The sequence below is a fragment of the Parapedobacter sp. GCM10030251 genome (genome assembly GCF_042666505.1).
Classification (GTDB): domain Bacteria; phylum Bacteroidota; class Bacteroidia; order Sphingobacteriales; family Sphingobacteriaceae; genus Parapedobacter.
Genome location: NZ_JBHTDN010000003.1, coordinates 22,585 through 43,973, shown reverse-complemented (window position 1 = coordinate 43,973; position 21,389 = coordinate 22,585). Strand labels below are relative to the sequence as shown.

At 48.1% G+C, this 21,389-nt stretch carries 20 protein-coding genes; 12 read left to right on the top strand and 8 right to left on the bottom strand.

All coding sequences use genetic code 11. From position 1 onward, the window contains the following. Nucleotides 1–27 precede the first annotated feature (27 nt). The 4 genes from ACFQRK_RS09595 (at nt 28) to ACFQRK_RS09580 (ending at nt 2,044) form a co-directional block, all read left to right on the top strand. Nucleotides 28–522 (top strand): MauE/DoxX family redox-associated membrane protein, encoded by a 495-nt coding sequence (locus ACFQRK_RS09595; protein ID WP_379005957.1) that lies wholly within the window; start codon nt 28–30, stop codon nt 520–522. A gap of 124 nt (nt 523–646) precedes the next feature. Further along, on the top strand, nt 647–967 hold the full coding sequence (locus ACFQRK_RS09590) for a hypothetical protein (protein WP_379005955.1): 321 nt from the start codon (nt 647–649) through the stop codon (nt 965–967). Between the two features lie 52 nt (nt 968–1,019). Further along, nucleotides 1,020–1,499, top strand: a complete 480-nt coding sequence (locus ACFQRK_RS09585) for a hypothetical protein (protein WP_379005953.1) — start codon at nt 1,020–1,022, stop codon at nt 1,497–1,499. Continuing rightward, a complete protein-coding gene (locus ACFQRK_RS09580) occupies nt 1,445–2,044 on the top strand; it encodes a hypothetical protein (protein ID WP_379005952.1) in 600 nt (199 codons plus the stop codon). The genes ACFQRK_RS09585 and ACFQRK_RS09580 overlap by 55 nt, the downstream gene beginning before the upstream one ends. On the opposite strand, the gene ACFQRK_RS09575 is transcribed toward ACFQRK_RS09580, so the two are convergent. From ACFQRK_RS09575 to ACFQRK_RS09565, 3 genes are read right to left on the bottom strand one after another with little or no spacing between them, the layout of a single operon-like run. Continuing rightward, nucleotides 1,993–3,444, bottom strand: a complete 1,452-nt coding sequence (locus tag ACFQRK_RS09575) for a TlpA family protein disulfide reductase (protein ID WP_379005951.1) — start codon at nt 3,442–3,444, stop codon at nt 1,993–1,995. The two genes, ACFQRK_RS09580 and ACFQRK_RS09575, sit on opposite strands and share 52 nt — an antisense overlap. Before the next feature lie 10 nt (nt 3,445–3,454). Then, the gene (locus ACFQRK_RS09570; RefSeq protein ID WP_379005950.1) at nt 3,455–4,807 is read right to left on the bottom strand and encodes a RagB/SusD family nutrient uptake outer membrane protein; all 1,353 of its coding nucleotides are present in this window, start codon (nt 4,805–4,807) and stop codon (nt 3,455–3,457) included. 11 nt (nt 4,808–4,818) lie between these two features. Then, nucleotides 4,819–7,824 carry a SusC/RagA family TonB-linked outer membrane protein gene (locus ACFQRK_RS09565; protein ID WP_379005948.1) on the bottom strand — a complete coding sequence of 1,002 codons (3,006 nt, stop codon included), beginning with the start codon at nt 7,822–7,824 and terminating at the stop codon, nt 4,819–4,821. Between the two features lie 659 nt (nt 7,825–8,483). On the opposite strand from ACFQRK_RS09565, the gene ACFQRK_RS09560 reads away from it, so the two are divergent. The 3 genes from ACFQRK_RS09560 (at nt 8,484) to ACFQRK_RS09550 (ending at nt 11,125) form a co-directional block, all read left to right on the top strand. Further along, a complete protein-coding gene (locus ACFQRK_RS09560) occupies nt 8,484–8,876 on the top strand; it encodes a hypothetical protein (RefSeq protein ID WP_379005946.1) in 393 nt (130 codons plus the stop codon). After that, a complete protein-coding gene (locus ACFQRK_RS09555; protein ID WP_379005944.1) occupies nt 8,876–9,898 on the top strand; it encodes a glutaminyl-peptide cyclotransferase in 1,023 nt (340 codons plus the stop codon). The genes ACFQRK_RS09560 and ACFQRK_RS09555 overlap by 1 nt, the downstream gene beginning before the upstream one ends. A 105-nt stretch (nt 9,899–10,003) precedes the next feature. Next, a complete protein-coding gene (locus ACFQRK_RS09550) occupies nt 10,004–11,125 on the top strand; it encodes a GNAT family N-acetyltransferase (protein ID WP_379005943.1) in 1,122 nt (373 codons plus the stop codon). Between the two features lie 27 nt (nt 11,126–11,152). On the opposite strand, the gene ACFQRK_RS09545 is transcribed toward ACFQRK_RS09550, so the two are convergent. Then, nucleotides 11,153–11,515: a transposase gene (locus ACFQRK_RS09545; RefSeq protein ID WP_379005941.1), complete on the bottom strand. Its 363-nt coding sequence runs from the start codon at nt 11,513–11,515 to the stop codon at nt 11,153–11,155. Nucleotides 11,516–11,528: 13 nt separating this feature from the next. Continuing rightward, a complete protein-coding gene (locus tag ACFQRK_RS09540) occupies nt 11,529–12,071 on the bottom strand; it encodes a transposase (protein WP_379005940.1) in 543 nt (180 codons plus the stop codon). Nucleotides 12,072–13,174: 1,103 nt separating this feature from the next. On the opposite strand from ACFQRK_RS09540, the gene ACFQRK_RS09535 reads away from it, so the two are divergent. Both ACFQRK_RS09535 and ACFQRK_RS09530 read left to right on the top strand, forming a co-directional pair. Continuing rightward, complete coding sequence (locus ACFQRK_RS09535) at nt 13,175–15,076, top strand: PAS domain S-box protein (RefSeq protein WP_379005938.1); 1,902 nt, start codon at nt 13,175–13,177, stop codon at nt 15,074–15,076. A 140-nt stretch (nt 15,077–15,216) separates the two neighbouring features. After that, nucleotides 15,217–15,462 carry an ABC transporter permease gene (locus ACFQRK_RS09530; protein ID WP_379005936.1) on the top strand — a complete coding sequence of 82 codons (246 nt, stop codon included), beginning with the start codon at nt 15,217–15,219 and terminating at the stop codon, nt 15,460–15,462. A 90-nt stretch (nt 15,463–15,552) separates the two neighbouring features. Here the strand turns inward: ACFQRK_RS09530 and ACFQRK_RS09525 are convergent, their stop codons facing one another. Together ACFQRK_RS09525 and ACFQRK_RS09520 are read right to left on the bottom strand one after the other, a co-directional pair. Continuing rightward, nucleotides 15,553–15,699 (bottom strand): hypothetical protein, encoded by a 147-nt coding sequence (locus tag ACFQRK_RS09525; protein ID WP_379005935.1) that lies wholly within the window; start codon nt 15,697–15,699, stop codon nt 15,553–15,555. 210 nt (nt 15,700–15,909) lie between these two features. Then, a complete protein-coding gene (locus ACFQRK_RS09520; protein WP_379005933.1) occupies nt 15,910–16,431 on the bottom strand; it encodes an AAA family ATPase in 522 nt (173 codons plus the stop codon). Between the two features lie 549 nt (nt 16,432–16,980). Between ACFQRK_RS09520 and ACFQRK_RS09515 the strand changes: the two genes are divergently transcribed. Then, nucleotides 16,981–17,433, top strand: coding sequence for a transcriptional regulator (locus ACFQRK_RS09515; protein ID WP_379005931.1), 453 nt, complete (start codon nt 16,981–16,983; stop codon nt 17,431–17,433). Nucleotides 17,434–17,899: 466 nt separating this feature from the next. On the opposite strand, the gene ACFQRK_RS09510 is transcribed toward ACFQRK_RS09515, so the two are convergent. Further along, the gene (locus ACFQRK_RS09510; RefSeq protein ID WP_379005930.1) at nt 17,900–18,880 is read right to left on the bottom strand and encodes a DUF1259 domain-containing protein; all 981 of its coding nucleotides are present in this window, start codon (nt 18,878–18,880) and stop codon (nt 17,900–17,902) included. A gap of 510 nt (nt 18,881–19,390) precedes the next feature. On the opposite strand from ACFQRK_RS09510, the gene ACFQRK_RS09505 reads away from it, so the two are divergent. Together ACFQRK_RS09505 and ACFQRK_RS09500 are read left to right on the top strand one after the other, a co-directional pair. Beyond that, complete coding sequence (locus ACFQRK_RS09505; protein WP_379005929.1) at nt 19,391–20,182, top strand: DUF6597 domain-containing transcriptional factor; 792 nt, start codon at nt 19,391–19,393, stop codon at nt 20,180–20,182. Between the two features lie 87 nt (nt 20,183–20,269). After that, nucleotides 20,270–20,665 (top strand): VOC family protein, encoded by a 396-nt coding sequence (locus ACFQRK_RS09500; protein ID WP_379005928.1) that lies wholly within the window; start codon nt 20,270–20,272, stop codon nt 20,663–20,665. Nucleotides 20,666–21,389: the final 724 nt, after the last annotated feature.

Sequence of the window (21,389 nt, the reverse complement as noted above, 5' to 3'; positions counted from 1 at the left end):
GCGTGCTTTGCTGCCTACCTTCGGTTTATGGCACTTATGAAATCCGATATATTGACCGATGATATGGCGCGTTGGAAACATAAACCGGATCGCCGTACCCTTACCGTCGAAATCATTTCCGTTTTGCTCATGCTGTTATTCGGTTTGACGGCTATCGATAAAGCCGTGCAGTTTGAACGTTTTTACACCGAGCTGGGCAAATCGCCATTTTTGATGGACTACCAGGGCTGGGTGGCGTGGGGCACGCCGATTGTGGAGGCCATCGTGGTTTTCCTCTTAATTTACGGCGGTACCCCGCAATTATGGGGGCTATATGCATCTGTCTTTCTGATGAGCTTATTTACCGGCTATATCTACCTGTTACTCAATTACAGCTATTATACGCCCTGCCTTTGCTCAGCGGCGCTGGAAAGTCTTACATGGGAACAGCATTTGGCTTTCAATTTTCTGTTTCTGGCATTAGCAATTACCGCTACCGCCTTACGCGAAGGACAACCCACACACAAAAACAATAAGCCATGAAAACGAAACAATCACTCATTTGGAACCGCCCCCCTTGACCGGTTACTTGCAACCGTCGGAAGGCAATGGAATTGATCTTTCCGCTACAATATAAAAATCAAGTAATCATCTAACAATACGCATTATGACAACGGCAAATAAATTAAAAACAGCAAGCAAACTCGGAACGTTGGTATTGGCTGCAACGGTCTATGTCCTCCTCGGTTCCAATCAATCGGGTGTCGAAGTGAAAGAAGATCCCCAAAAACAGGTAACGGTGCTAGACACCACCTATCAAACCATACCTCAAGAGGATGGAGGGCCTTCTGATCCGCAAATGGCAGGCACCAGGGAACAATTGAAATCGACGGTTTGCCCCGGTGACGGACAACTATGTGCTGTCGCAATCAATCCGCCCAATCCGGAGGACCAGATTTTCTGGGACGGCGGTTCCAACAAGTTCTAAGTAACGGCAAGGGGCTGCACGATCACTGCAGCCCCTTTTACAAAACCGAGCTATGAAGATTTTCATTAAGATCTTGTTGGTGATGGCAATCTCCATCATACCCATTCTTTTTATCTTTTATCGGGCAGAACTGCCTAACAGAACCGACAATGGATTCACCCGGCGCTTCGTACGGGAGCCACCCCATTTACTCAAGGAATTCGATCTCGGGCGTGACGTACGAGGTATCATCGGTACGCGACAAGGAGAGATTCTCCTGTCGACCGACCGCGCCGATCAACTAATCAGCATTTCCAAAGCTACCGGTGCGGTCCGATCTATACCAACCACTGCTTCACCCATCATGCAACACGCATTGAGCACAATCCATACGTTCGCCACGCGATTGGAGGATGATATTTATACCTTTATGATTTCAGCCGGACCGCGTTGTATGCGCTTGATCCGATTAACGCCCGGCTTGAAAACACGATCCACATGGGTTTCTTTTGCAGTGTCATTGCCGCCATGCGCCCTGACGTCGCCATTGTAAGGGGATATGATACCGCACGTTCTTCTCTGTTGTTCGGCAAAATTTCGGCAGCAGGAAACACGCTATGGGAAGATAACATCTCGCTCCCCAGCCTTGACGGCGGTCTCAGCACGGACGGCCAGTTGATCTACGATCGCCCATCCGGCCTCTTATCTTATGTGCATTATTACAACAACCGGGTCAGCGTGTTCGACACCCTGCTCCAAGCTAAGCATACGTTTACCACACTGGATACCGTAGCCCCGAAGCTCCGGCTGGATCCTACCAAGCCCCGTTGGATTATTAATAAAACAGCTTGCATCCACGAGGGAATCCTGTATGTCTGTTCGAACCTCCGGGCAGACAATGAAACCTACCAAACCTACATGAAAAACATCCCGGTGGATCGCTACGATGTAGGGACTGGCAACTATTTGGGCAGTTTTTATTTGCCCGTTGACGACGGCAAGCTGATCCGGGATATGCAGGTCATCAACGGGCGCTTGTATGCATTTTATTTCAGTGGTAGGCTTGCGGTCTTTTCATTGCCCGGCACCTCGTCATAAACGCGCAGCACGGGCACCTCTCGTTCTTCCTCCACCAGGTAAAGTCCATACCGCTTCAACTCTTTTTCCAGCACCACCATATCCAGGGGGTTGTTTACAATCAGGCCACGCCTCGGATTACGCAATTCGGATTGGGAAAAATCAATTTCAATATCAATCGGACCTTCGATTCCGCTTTCATCAAAAATCGGTGGCCCGTCGGCAAACCACGCCAGTACTTTGACAAACTCGGAAATAGCTTGGTTTCTAATCTGAACGGTCGTGTGGTTGAACGGCGCAATTGGCTCTCCACCCTTACTTTCTAATAACGTTGGTGCCTCTTTATCCGCTCTGATGAGGTAGCAGCGCTTGGTTTCGCTTACGATCTCCCCTTTGATCGGCCATGCTTTGTTGAGGTCCTGAAAAACATAAGTCAGGATCAGGCTGTCCGGGGTTGCCGGCGGAAACGACGCATTGTAGGAAAAGAGATTCTCTGCCTCATATTCCATCCGGTTGGCATAATGCAGGTACGGAAAACTGTTGGGCAGGAACGGGATCGGCAAATCCTTATTCGCGTACCGCATCCGCGTTGCGGGGTCTTTTATATCAACCTGGAGGCGCTGCGGGTTAATATTGCCCATCACGCCGACCGTAAATAACGAAAACACCTTATAGAACATGTTTAACGGGGAAACCTCCAAGTTGATCGTGTGGATGGATCGATCTTGCTCATACCTGGTAATCCGCGCCCTGCCCTGCGCACCCTTTTTTAATTGGGCAGACCAGAGCAGCATGCTATCTACCCCGCGGTCGGGGTCGTTACCCGGATCCGGCTGCTTGGCGATTCCGTCGTCCTTCACCAGCCAATCCGTCTTACTGCCGGACAGCATGGCGGCCATATTAGCGTCGGTAATCTCTTCACCGTGGGTAATTCCCTGAACCACACCTTCGGGGCTTATCACAATCACATGAGGGATGATGCGGTGCGGGAACGCCTTGCGCAACACGCTATCCTGAACAGCAAACGGTATTGCAATGCCCGCATCCTTGATTACCTCCGACCGGCTCAGCAACCTTCTGACGTTTTTTTCGGTATCCGAAGTGACCGCAATGAACTGCATCTCATCGCCGTAACGATCCTGCAAAGCCTGCACCTTCGGTAAAGCATTGATACAGGGCTGGCAGAAGGTTTCCCAAAAATCCAAGATCACGTATTTTCCGCGGAAGTCGTTCAATGTAGCCTGCGGATTCCCGAAGTTCATCAGGTAGCTTCCCAAAGGGAGGTCCGGCAAGGTATCCCCTACCGTATAGGGTTTGGCGTCCGGCGTCTGTTGGCCGAGCGCCTTGGTTAGAAACGTAGCCAGTACGGCTAGTACGATAATTACCTGTTTAAGCATGGTGTGTATGTTAAGTCCGATCATTTCCTTTCGTTTAATAGCCGTCGTTCTGCGGCACCAACTCCGGATTCCGCTGCCGCTCATTCAACGGCAACGGCCACCAGGCATCCGTGGGTTGCCAACCCGGTTTCACGGCAGTCAGCACCTCATCAATCGTTCCCGAACGCTTTAGGTCCAGCCAGCGCAGCCCCCACTCCGTAAAAAATTCCGAACGCCGTTCGGCAGCGATGGCCTGCAGGAGCGCTTCTTCCTGCACATCAAGCCCATCCAGTCCGGCACGCTGCCTTACCGCATTCAAGTCGGCCAAAGCGCCCTCGTCATCGCCAAGCATGGCCCGTGCCTCCGCGCGGATTAGGTACGGCTCCGCCAACCGAAGCACCACCAATCCCTCCGTAACCGGGTTGTTGCCGGATGCGACTTTATACTTATGGGGGTAGGTATATTCCACCTCGCCCACCACGTTGGCCGCCATCCATTCCCGCCGCCGCTCATCGCCGGCAGGAAATGCACCAACCCCGTCCGGCGCCAGGTAGAACGTCGGAATGATATCTTGCCGTCCGGGAATATAAGTAGGTGCCTGTGCCGGAAAGTTGTATGGAAGGAGCTGCCAGATGGTTTCGCGGCTGCCCAACGAGAACGTTGCCGCCGGTGCCTCCAGCACGTAGGCCGGATCATCAATAACGGCTGAAGCGGCCGCTTCGGCCCGCTGCCAGTCGCTCGAAACCCAATAAACCCGTGCCAGTAATCCCTGCACCGCACTGCGGTTGATCCGTGCCCGATTGGCAGAGGGATAGTCGCCCGAAAGCAATTCATCCGCTTTCAGCAGGTCGGCAAGGATAGCCTCCCGGACCGTGGCTGCGGGGGTGCGCCCCACGCGCTGATTGGTGCGGTAGTCCGTATGCGTGACCAGCGGAACATCGCCCCACAGGTTAGTGAGGTAGAAATAACAAAACGCACGGATGGCCAGCACCTCGCCCACCAATCGGCTTTGCAGCGGCGGGGATATTTCCCCGGCGTCTGCCAATCCCTCCAATACGGCATTGCAGCGGTAAATGTTGCGATAAAAGGCAGTCCATAGGTTATGTATGTAGCCATTGGTTTCGTCGATGCTGTTCTCAAAGAACTGCATTAACCCATTGTCGTTGCCAGCATACACCAACTGATCGGCACATAGTTCCGCAGCAATGCCCAGATTGCCCAATTGGCCGCTGGCATCGATCAGGCCGTTGTAAATGCCCGATACCACGGCGGTCGCACTCTGGTCTGACGTATACACATTGCTCCGCACCAACTGGTCTTTGGGTGCCGGGATTTCAAGAAAATCACAGCCCGCCGGCAGCCACAAAGCGACCAGCGCGAGCATATAGAAATAAATTGCTTTTTTCATGAGCGTAGGGTTTATAGCGTTATTTGTAGCCCCATGGTGAGCATGCGTAATGGAGGCAAGACGTTTAAATTGCCCGTTTCCGGATCGTTGCCCACGTAAGACGTAAAGGTGAACAGGTTTTGGCCCTGCACGTAAATGCGGCATCGGCTCACTTGCAGGCTACCCAGGGCCAGCCCGGTGAGCTGGTAGCCCAATGACAGGTTTTTGAGCCGGATGAACGAAGCATCCGAATAAGCGCCCGTAGACGAACGGAACCGATTGAATGGTGTACGGCCATCGTTGTTTTGCGTGTACCGTTGGTAAGCGGACAAGCCCTCACCGCCCTGCCACCGGTCCTGCGCCAGTACAGGTGCATTGTACCGGTATCCCGGCGGGTTGATCAGCGTCGCTATTGCATTCATTTTTTCCTGCTTCACGAACTGGAAAAACACGCTTGCCTCAAAACCCTTATACCGGAGCGTGTGGTTCCACCCCCCGTAAAACCGTGGCGTCTCATCGTAAAAGATGCTCTGCCCCATTTCCATATCCACCGTATACAGCCCCGTTTCCGGATCAATGCCCGTGTACCGCCAAAGGAGCACGTTATCCAACGGCTCTCCCACCTTGTACCGCGATGCGTTGTTCGACGTTTCCAAGCCGGGATATTCCAGCAGTTTGTTGCGGGCAAATGTCACATTGAGATCGGTGGTCCACGAAAAATCACGGCGCTGAACGGGCACAGCGTTCAGCTCAAACTCCCATCCGGCGTTCTGCACCAGCGCGGGCAGATTGCGTGTGATGGTTGCAAACCCCACCTGCGTAGGTAACGCATCTTGCAGCAGCTGGTTGCCGCTGCGGTTGCGGAACCACGCAGCCGAAAAGAGGATCCGATCGTTCAAGACACCCAGGTCAAGCGCCGCTTCCAGCTTTCGGTTGGTTTCCCACGCATAATCCGCATTGAACAACCGGTTGGGATAAAGACCCGCGATTCCCTGGTACGGATTGGCGGTGCCATACGTGTCCAGGTATTGGTAATTGCCGATATTGTCATTACCGGTGATCCCATAGCTGGCACGCAGCTTACCAAAACTCAAAACCCCGTCAATGCCCTTCAGCCAGCTTTCTTTGGAGAATATCCACGCTGCACCGACCGCGCCGAAGTTGGCATATCGCCTACCGCTTCCAAAGCGGGATGAACCATCGCGCCTCGCCGTCAGATTCACGATATAGCGCCCGGCCAATTCGTAATTGACCCGGCCAAAAAGGGATTGGTAACGGTATTCGTTATGGGACGCGCTGTTGATCAGTGTTGCAGCCCCGCTGATGGAACCCAATAGCGCCTCGTTGGAATAATTGCTGGCCTGTACGGCGGAAGCGTTGGCCGTCGTAGCCTGCCAGGTAGCTCCGGCAAGTATGCGGAGTTGCGACGCATTTGCCAACGGCGCTTCGTACGCGATCTGCGGCTCCAAAATCCACGAGTTGTTCCGGCTGGTGCTGAAATCGGCAAGCCCCGAACCGGCATAGGTCGGCGCAAATGTTGCCTTAGGCTGGATCCTTTCGCCATCCATCGTCGTTTGCGTAAACCCACCCTGAACCCTGACCGAAAGATTCTTTACCAACCGGTATGATAATATCATGTTGGTGATGAGGTTGTCTGTAGTCGATAGGTTTGTCCGGTACAATTGCGCCAGCGGACTGCTGAGCACCGATCCGTTTTCCTCCCAGGCCAGATCACCCGATTCGGTGAACGCCAATTGATTGGGCGGTGTGTAGATTGCGGCCGTGCGATCGTTCATCGCAAGGTCATTGGCATTGTGGCTGTACCCCACGCTTACGTTGGCATGCAGCCGGTTATCGGCAGATCGGTGCGTTACGTTGAGCTGAGCGGAGCCCCGTTTATCCGCTTGGTCATCACCGGGGAACACCGTGGTTTCACGTCTGTAGGAACCCGCAAGGCGGAACTGCGTACCCTCGCTCCCACCCGATAAGGCCACCTGCACGTCACTTACCTTAGCGGTGTTACCGATCATCAGTTTTTTCCAATCCACGTAGCGCGTGGTATCCCAAAGCAGCAAATCGGGTGCGTTGGTCGCTGTCGGCTCCGCGCCGTCGTTACGGAAGGCCTCGCGCCGCATCTGGAGGTATTGCTGGGTGTTCATCAGCTCCATGGTGCGAGTTACCCTGCCGAAGCCGGAATAGAGATTTACGTCCACGCCCGTCCTGCCGGCTTTGCCGCGCCTGGTGGTAATGAGGATCACGCCGTTGGCCCCGCGGCTGCCATAAATCGCCGTGGCATCGGCATCTTTGAGCACCTCGATGCTTTCGATATCCGCCGGATTGATGCTGTTGAACGGACTGATATCGCCCGCTGCCCCGCGCGTCTGGAATTGTGTGAGGCTGCTGCTCAGCCACGGCACTCCATCGATGATGTACATCGGCTCATTGCCCTGCTGGATGGAGTTGCGGCCGCGGATGCGCACGTTTACCGTGCTTCCTGGCACACCGCTGGTCTGGTTGATTTCCAACCCCGGAACCCGGCCCGCCAAGGCGAGCAACGGATTGCCCACGGGCTGTTTTGCAATCGTCTGGGCGGTAACCCGGCCCACACTGCCTGTATTGAGCCGCCGGCTGGTGGTGCCATAGGCGATGACCACGGTTTCGTCCAGCGTATTATCCGCTGTTTCCATCGAAACATCGATGGACGACCGGCCATTTATCGGCTCCTCGTATTCCTGGTAGCCGACAAAGGAAAAGATCAGAATGTCATTGACCTGTGCGGAGATGCGGTACTCCCCCAGCCTATCCGTGGCGGTGTGGATGCCCGTCCGTCTGTTGGTAACGGTGGCACCCGTTATTGCCCGGCCATCAGCAGCGGAGATCACCCTGCCGGAAATGGCAAGACGCTCCTGCTGCTGGGCGCGGGCTTCCAAACACATGATCGTTGCTACAGCCAGGAGGCTGAAATATTGTATATAAGTGTATTTAAGTTTATGTTTGGAAAGTACATACTCCTCCCCTGTGCGTAAATTTAGCTTCATGTAATTGCTTGATTTAAGTGAAAAACCGGGATAACTAATCGCTGATTTTCACTTTGATCAAGCAGGTTTGCGAATCACGTTTTTTTGCAGGTTTGCGGTTGTAATCGACCATGCAACGGAAACAATGGCGGATTCCGTACTCCCTTGGAGACGGTGGCTGGTGGTTAAGTAATGTGGTCTTTTCATCGGTCGTATTGCTCAGTTTATACTGGCGTTGACCGATGAATCTATGTCAGGAAAGGTGGTGGCCTATATCGAATAGCGATGGGCCGCTTACCTTGTCCCCCACCGAAGGCCCTAGGAAGCCGCATAGAGAGAACAAGAGCCAGCCCATCGCTACCCGCAAAGGTAGTGATTGGGCATTGGACTCCTGAACTTGCTCTATTGAAAATTTCCTAGGTTTTCGATGGCAAGTTTCAGTGTCAAACACCAAAATAATTTTAAGACATACAACTACTTATATGTCTTTTGACGGAGCTAATATAGATAGTATTTTACAAAAACGCAAACTTTCCTCGAAATAACATTTTAGTGTATGGATGTGCTGTTAAGTATCATGCATTATGATTACCATAACGCCTTTATCGCTATTCATAATAAACCGAGTGAAGCTTCGACGGCTGATTTTAGGTATTCCGGCTTCAAGACTTTCAAATTTCTTGAAACACGATGATGCCTATATCTTCAACATAGAAAAAGAACAGTTAAAAGGCCAATACCCTACCCATGAATACCCCGGCTTGGCTGCTGCCCTCAACTGGACCGTCGAAGACCTTCTGCCTCCCGACGACTGGCCTATCGGCGATGGCACTAAGGTCCAGAAGAAAGTGTTGAGTTTATCTAATCCGGATGATATGCGGCTGGTGTTAAACGGCATGATTGACAATGGATTTTTCAATGAGCCGAAGTCGCTAAGTGACACAGCGAAACACTTGTATATCGATGGCAAGGAAGAAGAGAAGGCTTTGAAGGGGATATTGGCGGAACTTGTAAGCGAAAACCGAGTCGAGGTATCCGGCGATCAGGAAAACACATTCCAATCAAGAAAGTAATGAAAATAAAAATCTTGTGTTTCTCATTAGCTATTTTCTTACTGTCATGCACAGGATCTCCAGAGCTACATTTTAGAGATGTGGAGGAAGGCAAGAGAATCTTACTAGGTGAGTCGATAGACCTGACGATCGAAGGATTGCCCACAAATATCGATTCGATTCAGTATTACATCGACAACGAGATTTTCAACGTTAAAAATGGAGCTGATGGGTTGGTTGTCAATCCAGATGAACTAAAGATGGGGCAACACACCACCTCCGCCCTCGTATTCCTCAACGCCGGCAAAAGATTGCGGGTTTTCGCTACGTTTACCATTGTGCCCCCGCCAGCAAAGCAGTTCCGGTATGATGTTGTCAACAAATTTCCGCACGATTCCACCGCGTACACGCAAGGTTTGCAAATTGAGGATGGAATACTCTATGAGACGACCGGTATCAAGGGGGCTTCAACACTGCGGACGGTTGATTTGAAATCGGGGAAAGTCACCCGGTCAAAAAAAATAGGCGATAGTTATTTCGGCGAAGGGATGACTTTTGTGGGGGATAGTATCTATGTATTGACCTATCGGGAAAACACCTGCTTCGTATTTGACAAGCATTCGTTCGGGCTGATTAAGACCTTCAATTATGATCAGCCGCGCGAAGGCTGGGGACTAACGTATGACGGCACGAAACTGATCAAAACGGATGGTTCAAATGTATTGTACTTTATTGACCCCAAAACGTTCCGTGTAACGCATACCATCCCGGTATTTGACGATAAGGGGCCCATAACCCAATTGAATGAGCTCGAATATATCAACGGAAAGGTCTATGCAAATATTTACCAAGAAGATTATATCGTGGTAATCAATCCACTAAATGGCGTCGTTGAATCAAAGATAAATCTGATTGGGATATATGATCACAAGCCGGAAAATAACGAGCTGAACGGCATTGCTTACAACAAGCAGGACAGCACGCTCTATGTAACCGGGAAAATGTGGCCTTACTTGTTTGAGATTAAGCCGCAGGTGCTTTAAAACAATGCCGTTAAAAAAATATCATAACTTTGCATCAACAGTACACGCCGCGCTACCCATCTGAACAGCGTCCCAGAGCGTGTCTTTTGCTTTACAAGGACCTGAATGATTGTCACCATCGTAAAAAGCAGCGTACGCAAACCAGCGAGTTCATACGTGAATATTTCACGGATGGACTATGAGCTGGTGTGCAACGTATTACTGCTGTTGGAAGAAACAGGCATGGACGACGAGGAATTTTCCTTCTTGCTAGGCAAGCGCAACAAATACTTCTTTGAGTTGATAGATCCTCGAAAAAAGCAGAAGCTGAAAACCGACCAAGCGGATCCCCTCGCTCCCATCTTTGGCAAACCACACCGCCAAATCATACCGCTCGATGTAGCGCCTGGAGAAATGATTCAGTTGCACCACGCTATACGCACGGTGGACGAGGATGAGAAAAGCAAAACAGTGACCTATAGCCATATCGTTTATCCGGAAGGAGGCGGCGATGGTAAAAGGGTTATCTGGCAAAAGACGTCCGTGAAGGGAGAACGCTATAAAATCAAAAGCGAGGTCTTGTCTTTTTTGAAGGCTAAGGTCAGCGCTGGCTACTTTAGTAAACCGCGCCTGGCATTGCCGTTATATTTAGAAATGAAACAGACGCTGGAGCCCGGATCGTTCGCTGCAATGGATTTGGAGCGGGCATTGGCGAAATTGCTGCGGGGCAAGGGTGAGTTGATGTGCGAATCTATCGATACGCAAGAAAATTATTTTGAGCGCCACGAAATTTTCACTGCGCAGCCTGCCGATGTGAGCCGACTGGTGGAAATCTGGGAGGCGTCTGTCCGGGCCACACACCATTTCCTGTCGGAGGGCGATATCCGGTATTTCCTTCCCCTAGTACGCGACGAATACATCCCTTCGCTGGAGGTTTACGGCATCCGCAACCTCGATGGTAAAACTATGGGTTTTATGGGCCTTGCTGAGAACAAAGTGGAGATGCTATTCATCCTCCCTGACAACGCCGGTCGCGGCTTGGGGGCTTTCTTGATATCAAAGGCCGTGAAACTGAAAGGGAAGCCGCTGTTTGTGGATGTAAACGAGCAGAACCCTGCAGCAATCCAGTTCTACGAGCGGATAGGGTTTAAGTCAATCGGCCGATCCGAACTGGATGCTACCGGCAAGCCTTTTCCGATTATCCATATGGAGCTGCCGGATAGCGGAACCGAAAAAGGTGAGGAATAGAAACGGAAATGGGGGTGGAATGCTCCCTCAGCTAGCTACATCCAAAACTAAAAAATTCCAATCAGATTTGTTGTTGTTGTTGTCCTGTTGTAATGTGGGAAACTGGCGTCGGCCATTGAGTGTTGGGAGTTTTCCATATTTCAACAGGAATTCTATCGGCGTCAGGTTTCCTAATGCCGAATGCGGTCTTTCGTTGTTGTACATCCAGGCCCAGGCATTCGCATATTTCCGGATCGCCGACAAGTTATCGAACATATAACTATCCAGCACATCTTGCCGGAAAGTCCTATTGAAACGTTCGATCAGACTGTTCTGCGTGGGTTTCCCGGGCTGAATAAACTCCCATTCTATGCTGTGTTCGCAACACCACTCCATCATCGCTGCAGACATGAATTCCGGCCCATTATCTGATCTGCTTTTTGAGCTGGCTGACCACTTTTTTGTTGGAGTACATGCCCTTTGTGGTCGCATGTAACCGGTTACCGGCCATGCTTTTCATTACCTGGAGATCCTCATGGTGCCTTGTGAGCTGACGGAGCTGGTAAAAAAAAACTCCCATTGGCGACCAGCTATCCAGGCGCTTCTCTGCGCCCATCTGGGCGAGTCCACGTGCGTCGGTACGGTCATTCTTGGATTTGAGCCCTGAAGCCTGGAGGTATTTCTTGGCCTTGTTGGGGAGGATCACCGATACGGTGTAACCGGCTTTATGAAGGAACAACGCACAGTTCTCAAAATAAATGCCGGTTGCCTCCATGCACACCACAAGGGGGCTGTCTTTCTGTTTGTGGTGGCGGCTCATCCAGGTATCTAGTTCTCTGAAGCCTTTGGCTGTATTTGACACCTTACGGGTCGCCTTGACCGTAACATTTTGCATTGCATCGATGAAGGAAATGCAGCAATGGATCTCTTTGGCCGATACATCCAGCCCTACTGAATACTTTGACATTAATCTAGCTGTTAAAAGCAATAGTTCTTCCTGTAATCGCCATTTCTCATTGTCTTATCCGGGATTGTCCGGCAACCGCGGACATCACTAAGTACTATTGCGGCTCGCCAGAAAGAAACCGGAACAGGCTTTCCTAAACCCCAGCATCGTCAATGCACGTGCAATGATTGACTACAGGTTGCTGCCCCGGCTCTATTGATTCCTCGAATTTACCCAAAATTTATCATGGTTCGAAAATATGAGGTTGATAGCCCCTAATCCCATTGGGGCGGATTCCCGTTATCTTTCAGGTGGCGGGTTTCTCTTTTTATCACCCCATTGTCTTTTTGACATGTCTTAACAATCCCGTTGCAACAAAGTGGGGCCGGAATGCGTTATATAGTCAGTTAATAAAAATTGTCTTTTCATAGTTTAGGTTTATAATTGGTTAGTAACAAGCCCCGATTCTCCCCGTTTCGAAGCTTTGTTTTTGCCCTACATAGCGTGTTTAGTACACTGAGATTAGCAGTACAATTGCACCAGCTATGGGAAAAACATCATGGGCATTAAACGCCGTTCATTTATTTCCGTCATAGCTAAAAGAAAGAGGCATATGAACCGTATCACCAAAACCATAACGTTTGCGTTATTTACAATAGCCATGGTCAAGCTCGTCAATGGCCAAGTGATTAGGCTGGGGGAGAATCCCCATGCGCCAGGTGTCGTGTTGCGGGAAGGACCGTTTTATCTTTTGATCGATAACAAGGGAAGCTTGACAACGGTTGAGCCGGAACTTTTTCACCAGCCGATGTCCGTCTTTGCAGTTTCCGCACATCAGCGTATGACAGCCCCGTATAGCAGCAGAACGCGAAGTATCGCGCACGTATGCCAGCCTTGTTATGGGAAGATTCCTTTTGGGCTATCATGTCCAGTTGATCGGGCGCGAGGCAAGCACCAATCTTCACATCATTGGTAGAATCATTATCCTTTACGTTCAACTTAAAATCTTAAATATGTAATAGATACAACTGCGCCGGTCAAAAAACTTATGGGTATCAGCTTCTATAGAATTGCTATCTTGGCATAAAATTCTGGAATAATCAAGGCAGTATTGTGACGCGACTATGGAAGGTATAAATGAACTTTATGAAAAGCTTGCCCGGCTGGAAAAGAACAACGCAGCGCTTAAACTCCGAAACGAGGAGTTGGTCGACTTTTTCGAAAATGCCTCCATACCGCTTCACTGGGTGGATGGAAAAGGTCTCATTATTTGGGCCAACCAAGCCGAGCTGGATGTGCTTGGCTACACAAAAGAAGAGTATGTCGGATTGCCCATCAGTAATTTTCATGCAGATCCGGAGACTATACAGGATATCCTGACCCGCTTGTCCGATAATGAAACGCTCCATAATTATCCGGCCAGGCTCAAATGCAAAGATGGATCGATCAGGCACGTATTGATCAGCTCCAATGTCCTGAGGAAGGACGGTAAATTCGTACACACAAGATGCTTTACCAAGGACGTCACAACAATCGTCGAAGAGGAGAAGAGAAGGAATAGCTTACTGCTTCAACTGGAACAAAGCGAAGCAAGGTTAAGGATGGCCATAACGTCCACCAATCTTGGTGCGTGGGACTGGGACACCCAAACAGCGAATATCTACTTATCAGAGGAATGTAAAAGGATATGCGGCTTCACTTCGGAAGAACCGGTTTCTTTTGAAAAGCTCTCAGATCTCATCCATCCGGATGACCGGCGACAGGTAAACCAGGAGGTAAAACTCTCGACCGAACTGGGCAGCGACGGCCTGTTCGATATAATATTTAAAATCCACCGGTTTAATGACCATAGGCTATGCTGGGTAAGGGTACAGGGCGCTGTTTATGTGGACGCCAAAAAGGATTCAACGCGGTTCACCGGCACGATGCTGGATATTACCGACATTAAACAGGCAGAAGAAAAAAGTGCTCAGTTGGCAGCTATTATCAGAACTTCCAATGACGCTATAATTAGCGTAACTTTGGAGGGAATTGTCACCAGCTGGAATGCTTCAGCGCAGCGGATGTTCGGTTATACTGCTGAAGAAATGATCTGCCAGCCAATTTTGAAAATAATACCCGAAGACCGGCAGGACGAGGAAGCGCATGTCCTTTCACGGTTAAGGAACGGCTTGGAGGTGGAGCATTTCGATACAAAACGCCTGACGAAGGCAGGAAACCTTTTAGACGTGTCCCTCACCCAATCACCCATTAAGGATGCGAAGGGACATATCATCGGCATTTCTAAAATAGCCAGGGATATAACCGGAAAAAAACAGGAGGAACGGCGAAAGAACGATTTTGTAGCGGTGGTCAGCCACGAAATGAAAACGCCATTGACAGCTATCACCGGGTTTGCGCAGATATTGATAAACCATTCCAAAAAGGTTGGTGATAATTTCAGTTTGCGTGCGATGTCAAGAATCGAGGCGCAGGCTAAAAAAATGGGTTCGATGATTCAGGGCTTTCTCAGTTTGGCAAGAATCGAAGATGGGAAGATCGAGCTTCGGAAGGAGGTTTTCGAATTAGATGCATTGGTGAGCGAAATTGTGGATGATGCCAAATTGTTAGGCACAAAACACTTTTTCAAGTTGATAGAAAGCGAACCGGCGACCGTATACGCCGATCGCGAGAAAATAGGGCAGGTGCTGATGAATTTGGTCAGCAATGCGATCAAGTACTCTTCAGCTGGAAGCACAATAACCATTGGCTGCGAAAAAAAAGTCGGAAAAGTAATAGTATCTGTGCGTGACGAAGGTATAGGGATCAGTGCTGCAGATCAAAAAAGATTGTTTGAACGTTTCTATCGTGTAAATAACGACAAAATTCAAAACACAACCGGCTTCGGTATAGGACTTTACCTTGTTTCAGAAATCCTGCGCTACCATAATAGCAGTATTCTGGTCGAAAGCGAGGAAGGCATGGGCTCGACATTCTATTTTGGAATAGACGTTCCAAGCGGCCACATCGAAGAACACTTGCAATAGCAAAAGGGTCGCTAAGCGTTAGAGCCTGTACTTTTTTAGTGATTGTTATATAACCAGTTAGTAAACTTGTTTTTTCATAATTTAGGTTCTGCGATTTCCACCATGTCGTGGTACTTTGCTGCGCTGACGATCGTGATTTCGTGCCTCGGCTTGTTCGGGTTAGCCACCTTTACGTCCGCAAAGTGCTGGGTGCATCTGTGTCGGGAATTGTTAGCTTGCTCTCCAAAGATTTCGTCAAATTGGTGTTGACTGCCATCATCATCGCCTCCCCAATTGCCTGGTGGGCCATGAACACATGGTTGGCCGATTTTGCGTACCGTACCAGCATCCAATGGTGGATGTTTGCCTTAGCCGGATTGGCGGCTCTGGTGATTGCGCTACGGTGAGTTGGCAGGCCATTCGGGCGGCAACAGCCAATCCAGTGGCTAGTCTGCGGGACGAGTAGTTATCGGAATTACGGAATGAAAGGTTACTCTTTACCCCTTCGTCAAGCGCCGCTCCAATTCCTTTTTGCGGAATATTCGCGCCAGCTTGTATTTGAAACTTTGTTCGCTGTCTGCACCGATGTAGAGTGACCCATTGGGATTGGTGTATTTCGGATTGGGCGTCGCCATTTCCGTCAAAATGCAGCATTTGGGCTACATCCTTGGGACGTGCTGAATAGCGCTCTTTTTGAGCGTTATAAGCTTTCCATTGACCCGCTTTCGAGCCGTTGAGCAATATTTTGTTTATTATCTTTGCGAAAGCCGAATTTTCTACTTTAGCATGGCGCAGAAATTGGGAGAAGGTCAGCGGCGCAGGGTGTTGGCCGGGTCAACTCGAAGAAGATGTAACTATAATGCTTCTTTATGAATTCTGTTTAATACTTGTTTTTTTCTTTGTTCTAAAGTCCCTTTTACTTCCAGAACTTCATTATTCAAATCCCAGATCCAATTTGATAAAATATCGTTTACTTCGCGTCGTAACGCTGGCAGATCTGATTCTTGGCATACTATTAAATCTGGTGATTCCAAGGGAACAAAAACGATGATGTCGATCAGGGACATTGCGTTCGTCATTTCATCATAGTATGTTTGTGTATTTTCAGTCTTGCGTACCGCCTCGATGTAAGCCAGTATATCTAATGGGCAACGGTCAAAAACCACATTGTTTTCACTGTCTTTTAGTTGTTTTACAGAATAATTGAATTGCTCCATATAATCGTCCAACGTTGGGATTTCTGAAAACAAGTAACCGGCCTCTTCAAGTTCAATATAAGGCTCATTCTTAAAGCCGAAGTTTGGCAAGTTGCTTCCGATTTCTTCAGCCAAAGTCGTTTTTCCGACTCTATGTGATCCTGTAAAAGCTATCCGCATAATCTATTAACGTGTCTGTGACCCTCCTTTTTTCGGACAGCCGTTAACTCCTTATCTCGCCTGGTCTACCGTCACGCAAGAAGACACGAAGTTTATGGCGAGAACAAAACAAAAACGACTTTTGGTTCATGTAAAATATCTTGCTCAAAATTAAGAATGTGCTCTTCTTTCAATAGTGGGTAGTCTTCAAGGATTTCAGTGTTGGTCATGCCCGACCAGTCAGTGGAGAATATCAACAACCGCAATACGCGTACCCTTTAATACACGGTTTCCCGAAACGGATGCTAGGGTTGATCTCGATATAGGATGAAAACTGTTCCATGACATAAAAATATAAAAATTTCAGTAATGTCAAAGAAGGAAATTGAGCTGTTGTCGAACCGCTTTGTCACATTTCACGGCACAAATTCAAGCACTTGATTTCACTGATTGCAGCCTCAATCAGGGTAGTTGTACCAACCTTTTTGCCAAACAAGCAACTGAATAAACAAATTTGATTATTCAATTTTGTAGATTATAGTTGTCTAACTGAACTTGAATAATGACAGGATGGACAAGGAAATCTCAATATTGAAAGGAATACACCCCGGCTTGTTCCTCGACAGAGAACTGAAGAAGCGCAAGTTGGCTAGGGGTAAATTTGCGCTGCAACTGGGGGAGTACCCGCAGCTCATCGGCGAGATTACCAAGGGGAAACGCCGCCTGACCCCGCGGGTAGCCCTCAAACTCGACGACGCATTGGGCAAGGAAGAAGGATTTTTCCTAGTACTCCAAGCGCTCCACGATGCCAGCGAAGAGCGGAAGAAATCACAACCTACGCACCGGCCCGACGTATCCCGGTTCCGCCCCTCTGTTTTTTGGGATACGGATATCCAAAAACTGGATTGGCAGGAATGTAAACCCGGGATGGTTGCGGGCTTTGTTGACCCCCTCGAAATACAGCATCAGCTCGTTATGTCGCTGGGTGTCGACGGTCGTATGGGAGGAAAACAGCTCGGATAATGCAGCTGTGTCAAAGTGCAGGAGCTCTTCAAGCGAATAGCCGCTTGCGGCAAACAACTGCATATAGGTGTTCACCGTATTGCGGGAAACCCCCAATACGGAGCCTATCCGCCGATTGCTGGCTCCGTCAAGATGAAAGGTTATTCTCTGTTTCAAGTCCATCGGATCAAGTATGTTGGCCATGTCGCTGTATTTACGTAAGGCGACAAGGTAATCCCTGATCTCTCAAAGTGGCACAAAACGAACCGTAATTGTTCCGCTCTATAATCTCCTCAACGGAACATCCCGGATGGATAGTGGCACCATTCGAACCGTAATGGCAACCATCAATATCAACCTAAAATGGCATCATTTGAACCGAAATAACTGGCATCATCCGACCGAAATGGCTGGCACCATTCGAACCGTATATCCAATCCGTCCTACAATCAAAAAAAATTTCATTGAATTGGATCATCAATCTGGCTTAATGAACTGGATTTACTTGCTCCTTCCCGGTTTGATCTAGCGCCGCTTTAAGCCCCTTGGCTAGCTTTTCCGCCGGGCCTACGCCCCAGTAATGCAAAAAGAAGATACGCGGCTGCTCATGCACCATGTGATTATGAACGGCTACCACTTCAATGCCGTTTTCAACCAGCGCTTTAATAACCGGAGCCACTTCATCAGCCAGCATCGTAAAATCGCCGGCAACTGCCGCTTTCTCCGGAGTTCCTTGCCAGCTAGCCCAGGTATTAAAGCCTAAGAAGGTGCTTACAGGAGCTCCATGTTCCCGGAGATCCACATCCGGCCGGCCGATTGTTACTTTGTAAACACCTTGGCTCGTTGATCCGCTATGCCCCAGGGTTTGCGCGATCATGGCCGTGTCCAGTGAGTTTTCTACTTCAATCTTGGAACCATCTGCTGGATTGCCACCACGGACCGTTGCAACTCTGTCCAGCACGGCCTTCGCTTTGGCAGCCAGCTCTGCTTCGTCGCCTATTCCTCCGAGGTGCATATACATGACATTCGGCGTGTTCCGGACAAAATGGTTGTGAATGGCTGTGATGGTCAGCCCCTGCCGGATCACTTCCTGTTGCACGGGCCAGAGGTCGTCCTCGGTGACCACCACATCACCCATTAGCATCGCCCCTTCCTTGGCCGGCGCAAAGGCTAACCAGCTACCCAGCCCCATCGGCGGAATGATTTGAAAACCATCCACCATAATCTTCAAATCGTTCTGAGGAACCGTGACCTTATACTCCCCGTTATTTTCCGTCCCTTTCATTCCCAGGGCATTTTCAATAGCAGCGATATCGAGCGGATCGAACTTTGCTTCCGCCTGAACCTGCCCAGTTCTTTTAGCCTCTTCACCTGCTTGCTCTTTTCCTGTTTCAGGTTGATTGCAAGCAATTAGCAATGAGACCGCAGCAAGGCTCAGCGCTATGTTTGTCACACTTAAGGTTTTCATTATGTTCGATTTTTTAATTTATTCAACAAGTTAGTCATATTTTTTGATTTTTAAATCGTCAAAGTACGTTCACACGATAACAATATAAAACCTTTAGTACTCACATGAAAAACAACCTAAATACAGTCTGGGTTAGGGCCTACATAATTTTTGCAACCTTCCATGGCTGTATTCGGTCAACAGGTAAGTGTACTTTGATAACCTGGGATATGGGGTGGTAACCAAGGTTAGCGAAAGGCCTTCATCCTTCGGCGGAACGATGTATGCCGCCTTGATTCGATCTAAAGAATAGCTAAAGACGTCTATTCGGCAAAAATAACGGTCACTAATGGCGTGTTGATATATATCAAAAACTTTGCGAGTTCCAACATATCGAAGTTTTCTGCTTTTTAGTTACTTTAGTGCTGACAACGGCGGAAGTGGTTTCTATTTCGGCACAACTTTTAGCCTTAGCAGATAGCGGTCATTGTGAGACCGACACCAACAAGATCGACAACAATAAAAAATTGAATGTATCAGATAATAAGACCGCCAGACCACTTAAAAAAATACATTGACAACTTTTGGTGGGGTGATGACTTGGACTTGCCTCAACGACCCAATATTTATCATTCTGTTGCAACCAGTAAATTAGAATTGCTGTTTTTTGACCAAGGCATTTATTCACATAACAACAATGGAAAAAAAGAAGCAATTTTTCGGGCAGGATTTTATGGTCAAACTACGTCGTTCAGTCATTATTACGCTTCTGCAAAAAGGACAACCATTTTTGGAATTACATTCTCACCAATTGCAGCAGTCAAATTTTTTAGAATACCCGCAAACGAACTGACTCATCAAAGAATTGAGATAAATACTTTATTGGACAACGGTAACGAACTTTCGGATAAGATTTTCGAAGCTCAAACCTTTCAGCAGAAAACAATCGTTGCGACAAACTTTTTTAACGACGGATTAAATGAGTTACACTTCAAGTATTTAGCAATTGAAAAACTTATCCTATCATTAGAGCAAACTAATCTTAAATCAATCCCTCAATTAGTTGCCCAATCATCTCTTTCTCAACGACAGTTTGAGAGAACCTTCAAAGAGTTGACCGGATTTTCGGCAAATACGTATTTGAAAATTAAGAGATTCGAACGATTTATTGAGAAAGCTTCTGCCAGAATCAATACATCAGAACATAAATTATTGGATATAGCACTTGATTTAGGCTATTATGACCAAGCACACCTTAACCGACATTTCAAAGAATTCACAGGCTCAAATCCAAAAGCATACTTTCAAAATGCAATCTTATAAGGCAGTAAATCTAAGAATGTCGTTTTGATACAATTCTAGCTTTTGTCAAATAGAGAAATTTGCATCGTAAACTAAAAAAACGATGCAATGAATATTTTATCACTATCAGTTTCACTAACGGTAAATAATGTTAAAGCTTCTGCCGACTTTCTAATTAAACATTTCGGTTTTAAAGAGAAAATAGAGGCTGAGGGATTTGCCTCTCTTATTCATGAAACATCAGGTATCAATATCATTTATATGCAAACAGGCATTGAAGTTCTTCCTGAATTTCTGCGGAATATACCCGTAGCAGGAACACTCCTTGCTTTTGTAACTACCAATCTAGAAGCTGAAGAAGAAAGGCTTCGTTCAGCAGGTGTTTCAATCACATTGCCATTACAAACCGAAGAATGGGGCGAAAAACTTTTTATGGTTACAGACCCAAATGGTGTCGTTATCGAAGTAGTCGAATGGATAACAACAGGCGAAGATAATTGGTAAAATGGTACGGCGGAACTGTAATCCCCACGGAAATCAGCTACAGCAATCAATAGAAATTTAGATTTTTTCTCTATTTCTTCATAGAAAGGAGTTTCCATGATAAATACATCATGCAAACAAATATAAATTATCTTTGCATGAAAGGTGGATATTGCGGCTTAAGCTGACCCCCAGCGACGGTCGACTCGTCAGCAAGTATGGCAACAAAGCAATTCTGGTTTTAGGACGGCACAGCTTTGACATCTACGATTTGATAGCACGGACTCCAAAAGCAGGGTGAAATATTATGAAGTACCGGCAAATTACGGGCAATATGATGCAGCTATTCTCTCCAAAAACACATAATAAAAAAAACCCGTTACTCGTAAGCAACGGGCCGCCCCAGGGTGCTGGGGCTACCTAAACCTAGGATGAAGATAGGGAGTTCAATTCTTTCATCCAAACATTCGGCTAAAAAAGGTATTCTCCCGATAATGAGGATTAATTCTAAATAATTTTTTTTCCTAATAGTTTTCTTGAGTTTTCGCTCCAATAGATAGCCTGATAGACGATGGTGGAGCATTTCGAGAAAAGCGCAATTACAAAAGAAGGAGTAGCGTCGATCTTGTGGCCGATCGTAACGCGCTAGTCGAAACCGAAGCAAATAATTAAACGGTAATTACCCCCTTATTTGTCGCATATGCCCCGCAAACGCAAAGCATAGAGGTGATATCTTTGGTATCAG

Coding starts and splice junctions, on each gene's coding strand:
- ACFQRK_RS09570 (WP_379005950.1), bottom strand. CDS start 4,807: ATGAAAAAAGCAATTTATTTCTATATGCTCGCGCTGGTCGCTTTGTGG.
- ACFQRK_RS09590 (WP_379005955.1), top strand. CDS start 647: ATGACAACGGCAAATAAATTAAAAACAGCAAGCAAACTCGGAACGTTG.
- ACFQRK_RS09520 (WP_379005933.1), bottom strand. CDS start 16,431: ATGCGGATAGCTTTTACAGGATCACATAGAGTCGGAAAAACGACTTTG.
- ACFQRK_RS09540 (WP_379005940.1), bottom strand. CDS start 12,071: ATGTCAAAGTATTCAGTAGGGCTGGATGTATCGGCCAAAGAGATCCAT.
- ACFQRK_RS09585 (WP_379005953.1), top strand. CDS start 1,020: ATGAAGATTTTCATTAAGATCTTGTTGGTGATGGCAATCTCCATCATA.
- ACFQRK_RS09555 (WP_379005944.1), top strand. CDS start 8,876: ATGAAAATAAAAATCTTGTGTTTCTCATTAGCTATTTTCTTACTGTCA.
- ACFQRK_RS09515 (WP_379005931.1), top strand. CDS start 16,981: ATGGACAAGGAAATCTCAATATTGAAAGGAATACACCCCGGCTTGTTC.
- ACFQRK_RS09545 (WP_379005941.1), bottom strand. CDS start 11,515: ATGTCTGCAGCGATGATGGAGTGGTGTTGCGAACACAGCATAGAATGG.
- ACFQRK_RS09510 (WP_379005930.1), bottom strand. CDS start 18,880: ATGAAAACCTTAAGTGTGACAAACATAGCGCTGAGCCTTGCTGCGGTC.
- ACFQRK_RS09505 (WP_379005929.1), top strand. CDS start 19,391: ATGTATCAGATAATAAGACCGCCAGACCACTTAAAAAAATACATTGAC.
- ACFQRK_RS09580 (WP_379005952.1), top strand. CDS start 1,445: ATGGGTTTCTTTTGCAGTGTCATTGCCGCCATGCGCCCTGACGTCGCC.
- ACFQRK_RS09565 (WP_379005948.1), bottom strand. CDS start 7,824: ATGAAGCTAAATTTACGCACAGGGGAGGAGTATGTACTTTCCAAACAT.
- ACFQRK_RS09595 (WP_379005957.1), top strand. CDS start 28: ATGGCACTTATGAAATCCGATATATTGACCGATGATATGGCGCGTTGG.
- ACFQRK_RS09535 (WP_379005938.1), top strand. CDS start 13,175: ATGGAAGGTATAAATGAACTTTATGAAAAGCTTGCCCGGCTGGAAAAG.
- ACFQRK_RS09500 (WP_379005928.1), top strand. CDS start 20,270: ATGAATATTTTATCACTATCAGTTTCACTAACGGTAAATAATGTTAAA.
- ACFQRK_RS09575 (WP_379005951.1), bottom strand. CDS start 3,444: ATGATCGGACTTAACATACACACCATGCTTAAACAGGTAATTATCGTA.
- ACFQRK_RS09550 (WP_379005943.1), top strand. CDS start 10,004: ATGATTGTCACCATCGTAAAAAGCAGCGTACGCAAACCAGCGAGTTCA.